This is a genomic window from Polymorphobacter fuscus (assembly GCF_011927825.1).
In the GTDB taxonomy this organism is placed as follows: Bacteria; Pseudomonadota; Alphaproteobacteria; order Sphingomonadales; family Sphingomonadaceae; genus Sandarakinorhabdus; species Sandarakinorhabdus fusca.
Genome location: NZ_JAATJI010000002.1, coordinates 57,454 through 75,800 on the forward strand (window position 1 = coordinate 57,454; position 18,347 = coordinate 75,800).

The window sequence follows — 18,347 nt, forward strand, 5'->3', positions numbered from 1 at the left end:
GGGAGGGGAGCAGGAAGGAAAGCTTATGAATACCGAACTGATGAATTTCTTCTCGCCGGCCGCCAAGCCCGAGACGTTCGACCAGATCCAGATTTCGCTGGCGTCGCCGGAGCGTATCCGCAGCTGGTCGTTCGGCGAGATCAAGAAGCCCGAGACCATCAACTACCGCACGTTCAAGCCCGAGCGCGACGGCCTGTTCTGCGCGCGCATCTTCGGTCCGATCAAGGATTACGAATGCCTGTGCGGCAAGTACAAGCGCATGAAGTACAAGGGCATCGTCTGCGAAAAATGCGGCGTTGAAGTCACCGTATCCAAGGTCCGGCGCGAGCGCATGGGCCATATCGAGCTGGCCGCCCCGGTTGCGCACATCTGGTTCCTCAAGTCGCTGCCGTCGCGCATCGGCATGCTGCTCGACATGCAGCTGAAGAACCTCGAGCGCGTGCTGTATTTCGAACAATATGTCGTCATCGAACCCGGCCTGACGCCGATGAAGAAGTTCGACCTCCTCACCGAGGACGAACTGCTGACAGCGCAGGACGAATATGGCGAGGACGGCTTTGTTGCCGGCATCGGCGCCGAGGCGATCCGTCGCCTGCTCGAGGAAATGGACCTCGAAGGCGAGATGGTGACGCTTCGCGAGGAACTGGCGACGACCAAGTCCGAGTTGAAGCCCAAGAAGATCATCAAGCGCATGAAGGTCGTCGAGAGCTTCATCGAATCGGGCAACAAGCCCGAATGGATGATCATGACCGTCGTGCCGGTCATCCCGCCCGAACTGCGCCCGCTGGTGCCGCTCGATGGCGGCCGCTTCGCGACGTCGGATCTCAACGATCTCTATCGCCGCGTCATCAACCGCAACAACCGCCTCAAGCGGCTGATCGAGCTGCGCGCACCGGACATCATCGTCCGCAACGAAAAGCGCATGCTGCAGGAAGCCGTCGATGCGCTGTTCGACAACGGCCGCCGCGGCCGGACGATCACCGGTGCCAACAAGCGGCCGCTCAAGTCGCTGTCCGACATGCTCAAGGGCAAGCAGGGCCGCTTCCGCCAGAACCTGCTCGGCAAGCGTGTCGATTATTCGGGTCGTTCGGTCATCGTTACCGGGCCGGAATTGAAGCTGCACCAGTGCGGGCTGCCCAAGAAGATGGCGCTCGAGCTGTTCAAGCCGTTCATCTACTCGCGTCTCGACGCCAAGGGTCTGTCGATGACTCTCAAGCAGGCCAAGAAGTGGGTCGAAAAGGAGCGCAAGGAAGTCTGGGACATCCTCGACGAGGTCATTCGCGAGCATCCCGTGCTGCTCAACCGCGCGCCGACGCTCCACCGCCTCGGCATCCAGGCGTTCGAACCCGTGCTGATCGAAGGCAAGGCGATCCAGCTGCACCCGCTCGTCTGCTCGGCGTTCAATGCCGACTTCGATGGTGACCAGATGGCCGTCCACGTTCCGCTGTCGCTCGAAGCGCAGCTGGAAGCGCGCGTCCTGATGATGTCGACCAACAACATCCTCAGCCCGGCCAACGGCAAGCCGATCATCGTCCCGTCGCAGGACATGATCCTGGGGCTCTATTATCTGTCGATGGAGTCGAACAAGGAACCGGGCGAAGGCATGGCGTTCGCCAACATGGCGGAGGTCCACCAGGCCCTCCACGCCAAGGTGGTGACGCTCCATTCCAAGATCCGCGCCCGCGTCGAAACCACCGACGAGAATGGCAACATGGTGCTGCGCCGTGTCGAAACGACGCCGGGCCGCATGCTGCTGGGCGAAACCCTGCCGAAATCGTCGAAGGTGCCGTACGAGACCATCAACCGCCTGCTGACCAAGAAGGAGATCGGCGATGTCATCGACACCGTCTATCGCCACACCGGCCAGAAGGAGACGGTTCTGTTCGCCGACGCCATCATGTCGCTGGGCTTCCGCCACGCCTTCCAGGCGGGCATCAGCTTCGGCAAGGACGACATGGTCATCCCCGCCGCCAAGGGCCCGCTGGTCGATGGCACCAAGGCGATGGTCAAGGATTTCGAGCAGCAGTATCAGGACGGCCTGATCACCCAGGGCGAAAAGTACAACAAGGTCGTCGATGCCTGGGCGCGCTGCGGTGACAAGGTCGCCGAAGAAATGATGACCGAGATCCGCACCCGCAAGGTCGATGCCAACGGCCGCGACATGCAGATCAACTCGATCTACATGATGGCGCATTCCGGTGCCCGTGGTTCGCAGGCGCAGATGAAGCAGCTCGCCGGCATGCGCGGCCTGATGGCCAAGCCGTCGGGCGAGATCATCGAAACGCCGATCATCTCGAACTTCAAGGAAGGCCTGACCGTCCTTGAATATTTCAACTCGACCCATGGCGCCCGCAAGGGTCTCGCCGACACCGCGCTGAAGACCGCCAACTCGGGCTATCTGACGCGTCGTCTGGTCGATGTCAGCCAGGATTGCGTTGTCAGCGAGCAGGATTGCGGCACCGAACGCGGCATGTTGATGAAGGCCATTGTCGAAGGCGGCAACACCATCGTCTCGTTGGGGGAACGTATCCTCGGCCGCACCGTGCTGCAGGACATCAGCGACGCCAAGACCGGCGAATTGCTGGCACCCGCCGGCATGCTGCTCAGCGAAGTCGATGTCACCCGGATCGAAAAGGCCGCCGTGGCGGAAGTGAAGATCCGCTCGCCGCTGCTGTGCGAGACCAAGGGCGGCGTCTGCGCCACCTGCTATGGTCGCGATCTGGCCCGCGGGACTCCGGTCAACATCGGTGAAGCTGTCGGCGTCATCGCCGCCCAGTCGATCGGTGAGCCGGGCACGCAGCTGACGATGCGGACCTTCCACATCGGCGGCGCCGCACAGGTCAGCGAGCAGTCGACGCTCGACAGCCCGGTCGACGGCACCATCGAGTTCCGCGCCCTGTCGACGATTGCCGACAGCCGCGGCCGCAACATCTCGATGGCGCGCAACGGCGAACTGGTGCTGCGCGATGCCGAAGGCCGCGAGCGTTCGATCCACCGTATTCCCTACGGCGCGACGCTGATGCATCTGGAAGGCGCCATCGTGTCCAAGGGCGATCGCCTGGCCGAATGGGATCCGTACACCCTGCCGGTCATCACCGAGAAGTCGGGCAAGGTGAAGTATCAGGATCTCATCGAAGGCGTCTCCATGTCGGAGAATGTCGACGAAGCCACCGGCATCGCCCAGAAAGTGGTGCAGGACTGGCGCGCCATCAACAAGAAGGATGACCTGCGTCCGCGCATCACCCTGCTCGATGACTCGTCGGGGGAAACGGCGCGTTACCTGCTCGCCGTCGACGCCATTCTGTCGGTCAACGATGGACAGGAAGTCTTCGCCGGCGACGTGGTCGCACGTATCCCGCGCGAAGCGGCCAAGACGCGCGACATCACCGGCGGTCTGCCGCGGGTGGCGGAGCTGTTCGAGGCGCGCATCCCGAAGGACAATGCGATCATCGCGCGCATCAACGGGCGTGTCGAATTCGGCAAGGACTACAAGACCAAGCGCCGTATCTCGATCCGTCCCGAAGACGGCGGCGAACTCGCCGAATATCTGGTCCCCAAGGGCAAGCATGTCTCGGTGCAGGAAGGCGATTATGTCCGCCGCGGCGATTATCTGATCGACGGCAACCCGAACCCGCACGACATTCTCGACGTGCTCGGCATCGAACCGCTGGCCGAATATCTGTGCACCGAAGTCCAGGAAGTCTATCGTCTCCAGGGTGTGCGGATCAACGACAAGCACATCGAAACCATCGTCCGCCAGATGCTGCAGAAGGTCGAGATCACCAAGTCGGGTGATACGACGCTGCTCGTCGGCGAACAGGTCGATCGCGAGGAAATGGACGCGGAGAACGCCAAGCTCGACAAGAAGGGCGAAGCTGCCGAAGGCAAGCCCGTCCTGCTCGGCATCACCAAGGCCAGCCTGCAGACCAAGAGCTTCATCTCGGCCGCATCGTTCCAGGAAACGACGCGGGTGCTGACCGAAGCCGCCGTCCAGGGCAAGATCGACACGCTACAGGGGCTGAAGGAGAACGTCATCGTCGGCCGTCTGATCCCGGCCGGCACCGGCGCCGGCATGGCGCGGCTCCGCGTTGCCGCCAACAGCCGCGACGCGGCGTTGCGCGCCAGCCAGGCCCAGAAGGCACCTGCCGAAGCGGTAGCGATCGCCGCTCCCGCCGAGGCTGCCAGCGACGCCTGACCCGCCAGGTCACGACCGAAAGGGCCCGCCGGCGCAATCCGGCGGGCTTTTTCGTGCGATGTTCGATTGTCGGCTGCCCGGGGTGCATCCGAAATCACGCGGCGTTATGACATTGTTAATGTCATTAGAGTGTCGGGCTCGCTTACACTTTCGTAACCGCATTGCCCGGACCGGTTTGTTGAATGAAAGATTTCCAATAACTTAGCGAAACGATTCCGACTGGCACGATAATTGCTCCTGTCGAGGCAGTTGGCCCGCACGGGCCAATCAACTGGGGAGACTTTCATGTTCGGTTTTCGCATGCTGGCGGCGGCCACCGTCGCTGCCGTGATGGCGTCCGGCGCCACAGCGTCGACGCTGGTGACAACGCCCGGCGCCTATTCCGGCCCGACGCTCAACCTGTCGCCTTATGCCACGGGGGACTATAATTTCACCTTCGGGCCGGTGAACGTCGGCCCCGGCCTGACCTTTACCGCTGCCCCCGGCGGCGGCGGCAACAGCGGCCAGGGTTCGGTCGTCGGCCAGGGCAGCTATGGCCTCAATGCCAACGGCAGCTTTGGCGGCTCGGCGGTCTATATCGGCGTGGATTCGGGCACCGGCTATGCCCAGATCACCTTCGCATCGGCGCAGACGCAATTCTACGGCTTTTGGAACTATGCCCCGGGCATCGGTAACGCGCCGACCCTTTCGACGCTCGACGTTTCGGGCAATGTCCTTCAGTCGTTCGACCTCAGCGCGTTGGCGCCGATCTCCACCCCGGGCGGCTTCAATGCCTTTGCCTTCCGCGGCATCGAAGGCACCGACCAGTTCCATGGTGTCCGCTTTGGCGGCAGCTATATCCTCCTTGCCGCCACTGCCGATGGCGATCCCGTCGGTGGTGTGCCGGAACCAGCCAGCTGGGCAATGCTGATCACGGGCTTCGGCCTTGTCGGTGCAGCTGCCCGTCGTCGTCGGAGCGTTGCCGTAGCCGCCTGACCGCGGCCGCGCAGCGTCAAACCTGCCCTGCCGGCACCCGCCGGCAGGGTTTTTTGTTGTTGTCGGCCGCTTGACCCCCGCACCGGCGTCCATATCAGATGATAGCGTGACCCTGTCCGACACGCGCCGCGCCGCCATGCTCGATGCGCTCGCCGACCATGTTCTGGCGCATGGGCTGGCGGCGTCGAGCTTGCGGCCACTCGCCAAGGCCGCCGGCCTCAGCGATCGCATGCTGCTGTACCATTTCAAGGACAAGAATGCGGTGCTGGCCGCAACGCTGGCAACGATCGCATCGCGGCTGACGGTCATGCTCGGGGATGCCGTGGCCGCGCCGATGCCGCTGCCGGAGGTGCGGGCGCGGCTGGTCCCGCTGCTGCTCGGCGACGCGCTCTGGCCCTATATGCGCGTCTGGCTGGAAATGGCGGCGCTGGCGGCGCAGGGCGATGCGCTGTTTGCCGAGGTCGGCGAAGCGATCGGGCGCGGATTTTATGCCTGGGGCTATGCCCAGGTCGCCGCCCCGACGCCCGAACGGCGCGCCATCGATGCTGCGCAGCTGCTGACGAGCCTGGAAGGCATGGTGCTGCTGAAAAGCATCGGCATGGAGGATGTGGCGCGGCTGGCCGCCGGCTGACCCGTTCCGCGCCGGGCCGCGCCGCCGGTGACAGGGGTGCACCGCCCCAACCCGGTCACAATGCTGTTCTATGGTCCGGGCGAGTGTTGAAGGAACCTGGCGTGGCGACAGCCTATCGACGGCCTGACATCGACGACGACACAGCCGCTGCCCCGCGGCCGCTGCGCATCGCGATGTTTTCGGGCAATTACAATTATGTCCGGGACGGCGCCAACCAGTCGCTCAACAAGCTGGTGGCGTTCTTCGAGGCGCAGGGCAATAGCGTCCGCGTCTATTCGCCGACCAGCGACACGCCGGCGTTCGCGCCGGCCGGCACGTTGATCTCGGTGCCGTCGGTCGCCATTCCGGGCCGCTCCGAATATCGCATTGCCCGCCCGCTGCCGCAGGCGCTGAAGCGCGATATCCGCGCCTTCGCCCCCGACATCGTCCATCTGGCAGCCCCCGATCTGCTCGGCCATTCGGCTAAGAAACTGGCGCATGACATGGGGGTGCCGGTCGTGGCGTCCTTCCACACCCGTTTCGAAACCTATCTCGAATATTATGGCCTGGGTTGGGCCCGCCCGGCCGGCGAACGCTTGCTGCGCAACTTCTACGAAGGGCTCGACGAGGTGTTCGTCACGTCGCAGGGCTTTGGCGACGTGCTGCGCGAACAGGGCTTGATCGGCCATAGCGCGGTCTGGAGCCGGGGCGTCGACAAGGCGCGGTTTCATCCATCGAAGCGCTCGCTCGACTGGCGGCGCAGCCTGGGTATCGGTGATGCCGAGCCCGTGATTGCCTTTGTCGGCAGGCTGGTGCTCGAAAAGGGCCTGGATACGGTCGCGGCGGCTGTCGAAACGCTGCGCGCCCGCGGTGTTGCGCACCGCTTGCTGGTGGTCGGTGAAGGTCCGGCGCGGGCGCATTTCGAAGCGCTGGTTCCGGACGCGATCTTTACCGGCGCGCTGGTCGGCGAGGATCTGCCCACCGCCTATGCCAGCGCCGAAGTGCTGCTCAACCCGTCGACGACCGAAACCTTCGGCAACATCAACCTTGAAGCCATGGCCAGTGGCATCCCGATCGTCGCGGCCGTGGCGACCGGCAGCAACTGCCTGGTCGATGACGGCGTCACCGGTCGGCTGGTCGAACCCGGCGACATCGCCGGATTTGCCGATGCGCTGGCCTTTTACCTCGGCAACTCGGGCGCCCGTGCGGCCGCCGGCCGGGCCGGGCTGGCCAACGCCCAGGCCTATGATTGGGACAGGATCAACGGCGCCGTGCTCGACCGCTATCGCACCATCCTTGCAGACCGCCGTTAAGGCGCCTATGTTGCGGGGGTCGGGCTTCGGCCCGTCTATGGCGATAAATAGCGTCGTGAAATAGATGCAGCGGACCCGGGGGCAGTACCCGGCGGCTCCACCATGAAACCCTTGGTTGATCGCAAGGGCTGCGGGGCCGAACTAGGATCGACGTGTGTTGAAAGACGAGAGCTTTTGCCCGGCATGAATAAGCCGTTAAATGTTTCAAAAACCCTAAATGCCAACGACAACGAGGCATTCGCAATCGCAGCGTAACCTAAGGTCCTCACGGACCTAGTTACACTGGCCGAAAGCGCGGGACGGGCCGCCCCGGGCAACAGAAGCGGAAACCGGCGGTACGGGGAGCACCGAGCAACAGAAGCTCCCCACTTTCGCCTTGCATGGCTTGACCCATCGATCGGGACACGTCACTTGGGCGACTTCAACCGGGGCAAGACGGATAGGCCAACGTGACCGAATCGACGCCCGACAGCCTGATCCCCTATGACGAGATCGTCCAGGACGCGTTGCGCAACGTGGTGCGCACGGTGCTGGAGCGGATCGATGCCGATGGCGGCCTGCCCGGCGCCCATCATTTCTACATCGCCTTTCGCACCCGCGCGCCGGGGGTCGATATTCCGCGGCATCTGATGGAACGCTACCCCGAAGAAATGACCATCGTCATCCAGCACCGCTACTGGGATCTGGCGATCGACGACGAGGGCTTCCAGATCGGCCTCAGTTTTAACCAGGTCCCGGCGAAGCTGCGCATTCCCTTCGCTGCCGTGACCGGCTTTGTCGACCCGGCCGTCAATTTCGCGCTGCAGTTCGCGCCGAAGGAAGGCGAAGCGACGGTGCTGCCCGACCCCGAGCCCGAACCGCCGGCACCGATCGAGCCGGGTTCGAACGTCGTCACGCTGGACCGCTTCCGCAAGAAATAGCGTCCGTTCGGGCGGACGCGCCGGATTCGTCATGCGGGCTTCGCAACACCGTGCCAACGGGCTAACCGGGCGCCATCGCGACCGGAGACACACATGACCACCCGCACCGAAACCGACAGCTTTGGCCCCATCGAGGTTCCGGCGGACGCCTATTGGGGCGCGCAGACCCAGCGATCGATCGGCAATTTCCCGATCGGCGACACGCGCATGCCGCTGCCGCTGATCCACGCGCTGGCGCGCGTCAAGCAGGCGGCAGCCATCGTCAACCGCAGCCACGGCCTCGACCCGGCGCTTGCCGATGCCATCGGGGCGGCCGCGGCCCAGGTGGCGGCCGGCGCCTTCGATGACCAGTTTCCGCTCGTGGTGTGGCAGACCGGCAGCGGTACCCAGACCAACATGAACGTCAACGAAGTCATCGCCGGCCGCGCCAACGAGGTGCTGACCGGGCGGCGCGGCGGAAAGTCGCCGGTGCACCCCAACGATCATGTCAACATGTCGCAAAGCAGCAACGACAGCTTCCCGACGGCCATGCATGTCGCGGTGGCGCTGGCATTGCGCGGCCGGCTGCTGACGGCGCTGCGGGGGCTGGCGGCCGCATTCCGCGCGCACGAGGCGGAATGGGCCGCCATCGTCAAGATCGGTCGCACCCATATGCAGGATGCGGTGCCGATGACGCTGGGGCAGGAGGCATCGGCCTGGGCGCAGACCTGCGAGGACAATGCCGACCGGATCGTCGCGCTCTGGCCGCGCCTGTCGCGCCTGGCGCAGGGCGGCACCGCCGTCGGCACCGGGCTTAATGCGCCCGAAGGCTTTGGCGAGGCCTTTGTCGCGGCGCTGTCCGGCGTGACCGGCGGCGTGCCATGGGTCAGCGCCCCCAACAAGTTCGAAGCACTGGCGACCAATGACACGATGGTGGAGGTCGCCGGCGTGCTCACCACCGTCGCTGTCGGCCTGACCAAGATCGCCAACGACCTGCGGCTGCTCGGGTCCGGCCCGCGCGCCGGGCTGGGCGAACTGGCGCTGCCCGAAAACGAACCCGGCAGCTCGATCATGCCGGGCAAGGTCAACCCCACCCAGTGCGAGGCGCTGACCATGGTCTGTGCCCAGGTCATCGGCAATGCCCATGCGGTGTCGATCGGCGGCCTGCAGGGGCATCTGCAGCTCAATGTCTTCAAGCCCTTGATCGCGCACAACCTGCTCGGCAGCATCGCCATCCTTTCCGATGCGATCGACAGCTTCCAGCTGCGCTGCGTCGAAGGCATCGCCCCCAATCGCGCCCGCCTGGCCGAACTCGTCGACCGCTCGCTGATGCTGGTGACGGCGCTGGCGCCGGAAATCGGCTATGACGCGGCCGCGGCGATCGCCAAGAAGGCGCACCACGACGGCACCTCGCTTCTGGAAGCGGCACTGGCGCTCGGCAGCATCGACGAAGCCGGCTTCCGCGCGGCGGTTCGGCCCGAAACGATGGTGTGATCCGCACGCGCCGGCGCGCGATGCGCGGATCGACCATCACTGGCCGTCCCCCCGTGACGGCGGCGCCACAACCGGCTAACGACGGTCGATGACCGAATTTGCTCGTCCCGCGTCCCACCGGCCCCCGCGTCGCGGGTTGATGTTCGTGTTGTCGTCGCCCTCGGGCGCCGGCAAGACGACCCTGTCCCGCCGCTTGCTCGAAGGGGATGGCGATATCACCCTGTCGGTCTCGGCGACGACCCGGCCACCGCGGCCGGGGGAGGTCGACGGCAAGGATTACTGGTTCGTCTCACCCGATCGCTTCGCCGACATGGTGCGCGACGACCAGCTGCTCGAATGGGCAACGGTGTTCGGCCACCGCTATGGCACGCCGCGCGGCCCGGTCGAGGCGGCGCTGCACGAGGGCCATGACGTGCTGTTCGATATCGACTGGCAGGGCACCCAGCAGCTGCAGCAGACCGATGCCGCCAGCGACCTGGTGCGGGTGTTCATCCTGCCGCCGGACCTTGCCGAGCTGGAACGCCGGCTGATGGGGCGGGCGACCGACCCGATCGATGTCATCACCGGGCGCATGGCCCGGGCCCGCGATGAAATCAGCCACTGGGGCGAATATGATTACATCCTGGTTAACGACAACGCCGACCTGTGCCTTGCGGAGCTGCGGGCGATCCTGAAGGCGGAGCGGCTGCGCCGCAAGCGCCAGCTCGGCCTTGCCGACTTCGTTCGCGGGATGCTGGGGCAATGACGCGCCTTGCCCTGTTGCTGGCGGCCGGGCTCGTGCTGGCGCCGGTTGCGGTCGCCGTGGCGGCGCCATCGACATATTGGCAGCGGGATATCACGCCCGCCGATCGCAAGCGGCTGGCACGGCTGTGGGAGGCATGGACGCGGTCGCTCAACCAGTCGCAGGCGGCAGGGCAGGGGGCGGCCCTGGCGGCGCTGGGCCCGGTCGTCGTCCCCGATGCAGCGGCGATGAATGCGGATGCCGATGATGTCGTCGCGGCGCGGGTGGCGGGGCCGCTGCCCACGGCGGGCAGCTATCGTTGCCGCCTGGTCAAGATGGGACAGCGCGAAGGCGGCATGGCACCGCCGGCGGCGGCGATGGTGACCGTCGGCGCGCCCGGCGCCTGTCGCATCACGGCCCAGGGCGACGGCCTGCGGTTCGAACAGCAGGCGGGGCCCGAACGGCTGGTTGGTCGGCTGTACCCTGACGGCGACCGGTTCGTCTTCCTGGGCACGACAAAGCTCGCCGGGGAAACCGCAGCGATCCACTATGGCGCCGATCCGGACCGCGATGCCGTCGGCGCGCTGCGGGCGATGGATGGCGGCAAGTGGCGGCTGGAGCTGCCCTGGCCGAACTGGCAGGCCAATCTGGCCATTGTCGAGATCAGCCCGGCCTGATGCGCCACCGCAAAGCGGCCGACGCATGCTGACGGACCCCCTGTTCTACATGGCGGCGATTCCCTCGGTCATCCTGCTCGGCCTCGCCAAGGGCGGCTTTTCGGGAATCGGCATATTGGGCGTGCCGTTGCTGGCGCTGGTGATTTCGCCGGTGCAGGCGGCCGCAATCCTGCTCCCCATCCTCATCGTCCAGGATGCGATCAGCGTCTGGGCCTTTTACCGCACCCGCGATGATGCCCTGCTGATGCAGATGCTCCCGGCCGCCGCGATCGGGGTCGCCGCGGGATATCTGTTGGCGGCGCATGTGTCGGTGCCGATGGTCGAACTGGCGGTCGGCGTGATCACTTTGGGGTTCGCGGTCCAGCGCATTCGCGCCGGCGATGCCAGCGCGGCGACGGTGGCGGGTCGCTGGGGCGGCGCGCTGATGGGGGCGGCATCGGGTTTCACCAGCCAGATCGCCCATGCCGGCGGCCCGCCGTTCCAGATGCACGTCATGCCGATGCGGCTCGACCGCGACCGGTTCATCGGCACCAGCGCCATCTTCTTTGCCATCGTCAACTGGATGAAGGTGCCGGCCTATGCGGCGCTCGGCCAGTTCACCGCCGCCAACATGAAGGCGGCGGCCGTGCTGATGCCGCTGGCCATCGTGGCGACATGGGCAGGCGTCCGACTGGTCCGGCGAGTCGACGCCGCCAATTTCTATCGGATCATCTATGCGTTGATGGTGGTGGTCGGCGCCAAGCTGATCTGGGACGGCGCCACGGGCCTTTGAGCCGTCAAAGCCCCCGGCGCGCCGCCGCATAAAGCGCAATGGCGCCGGCATTCGATACGTTCAGGCTTTCCATTTCCGGCGCGATCGGCAGGCGTGCCAGCTGGTCACAGCGTTCGCGCGTCAGGGCGCGCATGCCATCGCCTTCGGCGCCCAGCACGAGGCAGGGCTGCGTCTTGGCGAGCGCCGATTCCAGGTCGGCCGTCGCTTCACCATCCAGCCCGATGCGCCAGAAGCCGGCCTCGCCGATCTCGTCGAGGGCGCGGGCGAGATTGACGACTCGCGACCATTTCAGCGTTTCCAGCGCGCCCGACGCCGAGCGGGCGAGCACGCCCGATTCGCCCGGGGCATGCCGGTCCTGCGTCACCAGCGCCCGCGCGTTGAAGGCGGCAGCGGACCGCATGATGGCGCCGACATTGTGCGGGTCGGTCACCTGGTCGAGCACGATGATCGGTCGATTGGCGCCATCGGTCTGGGCATCGGCGAGAATATCGCCGAGCCAGACCGATTCCAGCGGTTCGACTTCGAGGACGAACCCCTGGTGCGGTGCGTCGGGTGGCACCAGGCGACCCAGGTCATGGTCGTCGCCAAATTGGACGTTGAGGCCCTTGGGGATGACAACCACCTTGGCAGTTGCCGGCGTCAGATAGAGTTTGCGGAACACCCGTTCCGGATTGTCGAGCGCTGCAAATACCGCATGGCGCCCGTACAGGCGCGGGTAGGTGCTCTTCGGCCCATGGTTCTTCGTGACTGGTCTGCGTCCCATGGCGGGGGCTTAGCGGCTAAGCCCCCGCTTGTCATGCGGCGCCTTCGGATCAGCCCTTGCTGGCTTCGACGGCCTTGTTGAAGTCCTCGGCTGACATCTGGAGCAACAAGCCGCTCGGACCGTTCGTGAACGACGTCGCCGGCACATTGACGTCGCCCTTGGGGGTCGTCACGAGCACGAGGTCACCGGCAACCGATTTCACCGAGCCGATCACCGTCTGGCCAGCCTGGCCGCGCACTTCGGTGCCGGGAACGAGCTTGGCCATCAATGCTGCCTTGGCTTCGTTCGCCGCCTGGCCGGCAGCGGCATCGAGCTGCGCCTTTGTCGTCGTCAGCACCGGGCCATTGGCCCCGGCGCCGAAGGACGCGACCGGAATGGCGAGCTTGTTGGTGCCGGTATCGACGGTGACCATGTCGCCATTGACCGATTCCACCTTGGCAGCTTCGCCGCCGGCCGTGTCGTACACGGTCGCGCCGGCCTTCAACTGGTCAGTGACCGACGCCGCGGGTGCGGCGGCCGGGGCCTGCGCCGTGGCGACGGATGCCGTGGCCAGCGCCACGCCCGTCAACAACATGGAAAAAACGCGCATCGATAGACTCCCGCTTTGGTTGATTGCGGGACGCTAATGCACGGCAACCATAAAGGGATGCAGTCGAACGTTGCGATTGCGACCAGCCGTTCCCGGCCGGGGGCAAAGCGTGGTGGAGGGGGTTGGATTTGAACCAACGTAGGGAAAACCCGGCAGATTTACAGTCTGCTGCCATTGACCGCTCGGCCACCCCTCCATGGGTACGCCAGACGAAGCGCGCCTAGTGGCGAATGGGGGGGCGGGTGTCAACGGCTTTGACGCAGTCACCGCTCATCGGTCGGGCACGACGCGGTCGCGGCCCATGCGCTTGGCACAATAAAGCGCATCGTCGGCACGGGCGATCAGTGTCTCGCAACTGTCCTCGACACGGTCGCCCGCGACACCCGCGGAAAAGCTGACGCGGCCCAGGCTCGACCCGTCGACAGCGTTGCGGATGATCTGGCTGGCCAGCTGCGACCGCGCCTTGTCGATGATCGCCGTGGCGCGCATCACGTCATGGCCGGGCAGCATGGCGACGAATTCCTCGCCGCCGAAGCGCCCGACCTTGCCGCCCCCGGCTGCGATCGAATCGGCAAGGTGGCGGGCAACGAAGCGCAGGACATCGTCGCCAAGGGCATGGCCGAAGCGGTCGTTGACGCGCTTGAAATGGTCGATGTCGACCATGGCGAGCGCTAGCCGCGTCCCCGCGGCGCGAGTTTCGGCCTGCAACCGCTCCAGCGTTTCGATGGTCCCGCGGCGGTTCAGCGCGCCGGTCAACGGATCGGTGATCGCGGCGCGTTCGGCGGCGCCCAGCCTTTCGGCAAGCCCCCGCATCTCCACGGCAGCAGACGCCAGTTCGCCTTCTAGCCGGGCGTTGGCGGCCTGGATGGTCGCGGTGGCGGCGCCGAGCTGCTCCAGCAGCACGGCCAGGCCGGCGGCATCGATCGGCGTTTCCAGCCGGGCGCCGCCGTCGGCGATGGCGCGGCCATAATCCGCCAGATCGGTGCGGCCGCTCTCGATCCGCTGCGACAGTGCCTCGGCCTGGTCGTGCGCCGCCTCGACCAGCGCCGTCACCGCGCTGGCATCCAGGTCGCCGCAATGGGCCCGGCGCAGTTCCGACACGGCCGCCAGGTCGAAAATGCCGTCGGCAATGGCGCGGTCGACGCCCAGCGACAGGGCATGGTAATCGTCGCGCACATAACGCCACAGCAGGTCGTAGACATCGGGGACCGGCGGCAACCGGTGCGCCAGCAACAGCGTGCCGATCTCGCTGAAAAAGCGCATCGGGCCGGGGTCCGGCACCGCGATGCCGACGGCTGGTATTGCCATGCTGCTATCGAGAAATGTCATGCCGACCCTCCGCTTGTCTGCGGTGGTCAACGGCGCGCGGCGGGCGTGGTTAACAGTACCGGCCGCGTTTCCGGTGCCGCGCCGTCAGGCGGTGCGCACGCCCTGGACGCCCGACCCGGTCAGCAGCACCTGTTCGGCGCCGTCGCGGATGTGGAACACCGTTCCCTGCGGCGCGTCGACCGCCACCTTGACGCCATGCCAGTCGGCGCCCCCGACCAGAAGCCCGCGCAGCACCCGCGCCGTGATGCCATGGCTGATCGCCAGCACCGGCCGGGCGGGATCGAGGTCGGCCAGCCAGCTTTGCAGCCGCTCGGCGATGGCGGGAAACCATTCGCCATTGGGGGCGGGTACCGAGAACAGCCGGCGTTCGGCATCGACGATCGGGCCGATTTCGGCGACGATATCGGCGTAATAGCGGCCTTCCCAGTCGCCGACGTCGATTTCGAGCAGCCGCGCATCGGTCCGCCAATCGAAGAACGGCCGCTTCAGATGCTCGCCGACGATCGCCGCGGTCTGCTGGGTGCGCCCCGACGGCGAAACCCACAGGTCGCGGTCGGGCGCGTCGCCCAGCGCCGTCGCCAGCGCCGCGCCCATTGCCTCGGCCTGCGCGATCCCAGCGCGGGTGAGCGGCGTGTGTGCCATATGCCCCTGCATGCGCGCGGCGGCGTTGAAAACGGTTTCGGCGTGGCGGGCGAGGATGATGTCCATGGCCGATCTGTAGCATCTGCCATGCACTTGGCCACTACCGCCGCGCGCGCCAGTCGCTATAGTCGCGCCGAACTCCGCTTTGGGGCAAACAAGGACGCTAAATGAAGGCGACGGTCGAACGCGCGACACTGTTGAAGTGCCTGGCCCATATTCAATCGGTGGTGGAACGGCGCAACACCATCCCGATCCTGTCGAACGTGCTGATCGAGGCGCGCAGCGAGGGACTGCGGTTGATGGCAACCGACCTCGACCTGCAGGTTGTCGAAACCATCGCGGCCACGATCGATATCAATGGGGCCACCACGGTCAGCGCCCATACGCTGTTCGATATTGTCCGCAAATTGCCCGAAGGCAGCCAGGTCGAGATCGCCGTCGCGGCCGACAAGATGACCGTCGTCGCCAACCGCTCGCGGTTCAGCCTCGCCACGCTGAAGCGCGACGATTTCCCGGTGATTGCCGAAACCGACCTGCCGACGGCCTTTGCCCTGCCGGCCAAGGACCTGCGCGAACTGATCGACAGCACCCGCTTCGCGATCAGCACCGAAGAAACACGCTATTATCTCAACGGCATCTACCTCCACGCCATCGACGGCAAGCTGCGCGCCGTCGCCACCGACGGCCATCGGCTGGCGCGGATCGAGATCGACCTGCCCGAGGGCGCCCGCGACATGCCCGGCGTCATCGTGCCGCGCAAATGCGTCGCCGAAGTCCGGAAACTGCTCGACGAATATGGCGATGACGCGCCGATCGACATTTCGCTGTCGACGTCGAAGATCCGCTTCCGCTTCAGCGCCGAAGCGACGCTGACGTCGAAACTGATCGACGGCACTTTCCCCGATTACAGCCGCGTCATTCCGACCGCCAATGACAAGCTGCTGAAGATCGACGCGAAAAGCCTGTCGGAAGGCGTCGACCGGGTCGCTGCGATCGCGACCACGGAAAAGACCCGCGCCGTCAAATTGTCCCTGGCGCATGACCGCGTCACCCTGTCGGTGACCAGCCCCGAGAACGGCACGGCGGCCGAAGAGGTGCCGGCCGAATATGCCGCGGCCGAATTCGAAGTCGGTTTCAACTATCGCTATCTGCTCGACATTCTGGGGCAGGTCGGCAGCGACCAGGTCGACGTCCATCTCGCCGACGCCGCCGCGCCGACCCTGATCCGCGAAAACGACGATTCGCGGGCGCTGTATGTGCTCATGCCGATGCGTGTCTGACGCGCCGCTGCGACGCCAGCGCCCCTGTTTTCGGGCGGCGTCGCGGTTCAATGCGCTCGGCAGAGCTTTCACCAGCCCGGCGAAGCGGATAAGGGACAAGGCATGATTGCCGAAATCGGGCATTTCGCGCTGATCCTGGCGCTGCTGACCGCCATCGCCCAGGCGGTCCTGCCGATGGCCGGCGCGGTGCGCGGCGACACGGCGTTGATGACTTTCGGCCGCAGCGCTTCGCAGTTGCAGGCGGTGTTGATCGTCTTGGCCTTTGCAGCGCTGATGTGGTCGTTCGGCCGTGCCGATTTCTCTGTCGCGCTTGTCGCCAACAATTCCTCGCTTTCACAGCCGCTGCCGTATCGGCTGGCGGCGACCTGGGGCAACCACGAAGGGTCGATGCTGCTCTGGGTGCTGATCCTCGCCGTGTTCGGCGCCGGAATCGGCCGCTTCGGCGACAATCTTCGGCCCAGCCTGCAGGCCCGGGTGCTCAGCATCCAGGCGATGATCTCGGTCGCGTTCCTCGCATTTTCGCTGTTCACGTCGAACCCGTTCGAACGGCTCAACCCGGTCCCGCCCGATGGCGCCGAGCTGAATCCGCTGCTTCAGGATCCCGGCCTCGTCTTCCACCCGCCGCTGCTGTACCTGGGCTATGTCGGCTTTTCGGTGACGTTCAGCTTTGCCGTCGCCGCACTTCTCGAAGGCCGCGCCGATGCCGCCTGGGCGCGCTGGATGCGGCCCTGGGTGCTCGCGGCGTGGGTGCCGCTGACCTGCGGTATCGCGCTGGGGTCGTTCTGGGCCTATTACGAGCTCGGCTGGGGCGGCTGGTGGTTCTGGGATCCGGTCGAAAACGCCTCGCTGATGCCCTGGCTGCTCGGCACCGCGCTGCTGCATTCGGCGATCGTCACCGAAAAGCGGCAGGCGCTCGCCGGCTGGACGATCCTGCTCGCCATCCTGGCCTTTTCATTGAGCCTCATCGGCACCTTCCTCGTGCGATCCGGCATCCTCACTTCGGTCCACGCCTTTGCCGTCGATCCGGAACGCGGGGTGTTCATCCTGGCGATGATCATCGGCTCGACCGGCACAGCACTGGCGCTGTTTGCTTGGCGGGCGCCGCTGCTCAAGTCGGGCGCGCTGTTCTCGGCCGTCAGCCGGGAGGCCGGGCTGACGCTCAACAACCTGTTCCTGATGGCGGTGACCGCGGTGGTCTTCCTCGGCACCTTCTACCCGGTCATCATGGAGGCCGTCAGCACCGACAAGATTTCGGTCGGTCCGCCCTATTACAATCTCGTCTTCGTGCCGCTGACCGTGCCGTTGCTCCTCCTGGTCACGGTCGGCCCGATGCTGGCGTGGAAGCGCGATACCCTGCCGGCGCTCTGGGCCAAGCTGCGCTGGCCGGTGGTGGTGACGCTGGCCGTTTGGGGCGGCCTGTGGGCGACCATGGGGCTGAAACAGTCGCTCGCGGCCTTCGGGCTTGCGCTGGGCGTCTGGCTGATCCTGGGCGGCGTGCTGGTGCTTTTGCGGCGTTGGCGCGGCGCGGCCGGATTTTCGTGGCGGTTGGTGCGCACGACGCCGGCGGCGGTGGTTGGCATGGCGCTTGCCCATGCCGGACTGGGCGTCACCACCGCCGGCGTGGCGATGATGAGCGGCTATGCGACCTCGAAGATCCTGGTCATGCGGCCGGGGGAAAGCACCATGCTCGGCGGCACGTCGGTGACGCTGGTCGGCGTCAGCCCGGTGCAAGGCCCCAATTATCAGGCAATTCAGGCGCGTTTCCAGGTCGATGAAGGCCGCGGACCGCGCATGCTGTCGAGCGAGCGGCGTTTCTACCCGATCAGCGGCAGCCAGACGACCGAAGCCGGCATCGGGTCGTCGATCCTGGGCAATGCCTATCTGGCGATCGGCGACGAGCAGCGCGACGCCAGGGGCAACGGCATCGTCGTGCGCATCTACCATCACCCGCTGGTCGGCTGGATCTGGTTCGGCGGGCTGATGATGGCCATGGGCGGGGCGGCAAGCCTCGCCGACCGGCGCTTCCGCATCGGCGCGCCGCTGCGCCCGGTGCCGCGGATGGCGCCCGGGCTGGTCCCGGCGGAGTGA

The 18,347-nt window shown here is 66.0% G+C and carries 15 protein-coding genes, 1 tRNA gene and 1 other RNA gene; 12 read left to right on the forward strand and 5 right to left on the reverse strand.

Annotation, left to right across the window (positions count from 1 at the left end; translation table 11 throughout):
• Window positions 1-25 precede the first annotated feature (25 nt).
• From rpoC to GGQ62_RS13595, 10 genes are all read left to right on the forward strand, one after another.
• Window positions 26-4,195 carry a DNA-directed RNA polymerase subunit beta' gene (rpoC, locus tag GGQ62_RS13550; protein ID WP_152578189.1) on the forward strand — a complete coding sequence of 1,390 codons (4,170 nt, stop codon included), beginning with the start codon at window positions 26-28 and terminating at the stop codon, window positions 4,193-4,195.
• Window positions 4,196-4,480: 285 nt separating this feature from the next.
• Window positions 4,481-5,170, forward strand: coding sequence for a PEPxxWA-CTERM sorting domain-containing protein (locus tag GGQ62_RS16470; protein WP_243446176.1), 690 nt, complete (start codon window positions 4,481-4,483; stop codon window positions 5,168-5,170).
• A gap of 106 nt (window positions 5,171-5,276) precedes the next feature.
• Complete coding sequence (locus tag GGQ62_RS13560) at window positions 5,277-5,801, forward strand: TetR/AcrR family transcriptional regulator (protein WP_152578188.1); 525 nt, start codon at window positions 5,277-5,279, stop codon at window positions 5,799-5,801.
• A gap of 173 nt (window positions 5,802-5,974) precedes the next feature.
• Entirely contained in the window at window positions 5,975-7,093 is a 1,119-nt protein-coding gene (locus GGQ62_RS13565) for a glycosyltransferase family 4 protein (protein WP_152578295.1), read from the forward strand.
• Window positions 7,073-7,424: a transfer-messenger RNA gene (gene ssrA, locus GGQ62_RS13570) on the forward strand. Before GGQ62_RS13565 ends, ssrA begins: the two co-directional genes overlap by 21 nt.
• A 118-nt stretch (window positions 7,425-7,542) precedes the next feature.
• A complete protein-coding gene (locus GGQ62_RS13575) occupies window positions 7,543-8,013 on the forward strand; it encodes an SspB family protein (RefSeq protein WP_152578187.1) in 471 nt (156 codons plus the stop codon).
• 93 nt (window positions 8,014-8,106) lie between these two features.
• Window positions 8,107-9,486: a class II fumarate hydratase gene (locus GGQ62_RS13580; protein ID WP_152578186.1), complete on the forward strand. Its 1,380-nt coding sequence runs from the start codon at window positions 8,107-8,109 to the stop codon at window positions 9,484-9,486.
• An 88-nt stretch (window positions 9,487-9,574) separates the two neighbouring features.
• Window positions 9,575-10,231: a guanylate kinase gene (gene gmk / locus GGQ62_RS13585; RefSeq protein WP_152578185.1), complete on the forward strand. Its 657-nt coding sequence runs from the start codon at window positions 9,575-9,577 to the stop codon at window positions 10,229-10,231.
• Window positions 10,228-10,884: a DUF4893 domain-containing protein gene (locus GGQ62_RS13590; protein WP_152578184.1), complete on the forward strand. Its 657-nt coding sequence runs from the start codon at window positions 10,228-10,230 to the stop codon at window positions 10,882-10,884. Before gmk ends, GGQ62_RS13590 begins: the two co-directional genes overlap by 4 nt.
• A 25-nt stretch (window positions 10,885-10,909) precedes the next feature.
• A complete protein-coding gene (locus GGQ62_RS13595; protein WP_152578183.1) occupies window positions 10,910-11,656 on the forward strand; it encodes a sulfite exporter TauE/SafE family protein in 747 nt (248 codons plus the stop codon).
• 4 nt (window positions 11,657-11,660) lie between these two features.
• Here GGQ62_RS13595 and rlmB read toward each other — a convergent pair whose 3' ends face one another.
• The 5 genes from rlmB to GGQ62_RS13620 all read right to left on the reverse strand — a co-directional run bounded on the left by rlmB (window position 11,661) and on the right by GGQ62_RS13620 (window position 15,045).
• Window positions 11,661-12,419 (reverse strand): 23S rRNA (guanosine(2251)-2'-O)-methyltransferase RlmB, encoded by a 759-nt coding sequence (rlmB, locus tag GGQ62_RS13600; protein ID WP_152578182.1) that lies wholly within the window; start codon window positions 12,417-12,419, stop codon window positions 11,661-11,663.
• Between the two features lie 49 nt (window positions 12,420-12,468).
• Window positions 12,469-13,008, reverse strand: a complete 540-nt coding sequence (locus GGQ62_RS13605) for a hypothetical protein (RefSeq protein ID WP_152578181.1) — start codon at window positions 13,006-13,008, stop codon at window positions 12,469-12,471.
• A 110-nt stretch (window positions 13,009-13,118) separates the two neighbouring features.
• Window positions 13,119-13,204 (reverse strand) — tRNA-Tyr (locus GGQ62_RS13610).
• 74 nt (window positions 13,205-13,278) lie between these two features.
• Window positions 13,279-14,337: a GGDEF domain-containing protein gene (locus GGQ62_RS13615; RefSeq protein WP_152578180.1), complete on the reverse strand. Its 1,059-nt coding sequence runs from the start codon at window positions 14,335-14,337 to the stop codon at window positions 13,279-13,281.
• Window positions 14,338-14,421: 84 nt separating this feature from the next.
• Window positions 14,422-15,045, reverse strand: a complete 624-nt coding sequence (locus GGQ62_RS13620; RefSeq protein ID WP_152578179.1) for a histidine phosphatase family protein — start codon at window positions 15,043-15,045, stop codon at window positions 14,422-14,424.
• 101 nt (window positions 15,046-15,146) lie between these two features.
• On the opposite strand from GGQ62_RS13620, the gene dnaN reads away from it, so the two are divergent.
• Window positions 15,147-16,259: a DNA polymerase III subunit beta gene (gene dnaN / locus GGQ62_RS13625; protein ID WP_152578178.1), complete on the forward strand. Its 1,113-nt coding sequence runs from the start codon at window positions 15,147-15,149 to the stop codon at window positions 16,257-16,259.
• Between the two features lie 102 nt (window positions 16,260-16,361).
• Window positions 16,362-18,347: a heme lyase CcmF/NrfE family subunit gene (locus GGQ62_RS13630; protein ID WP_152578177.1), complete on the forward strand. Its 1,986-nt coding sequence runs from the start codon at window positions 16,362-16,364 to the stop codon at window positions 18,345-18,347.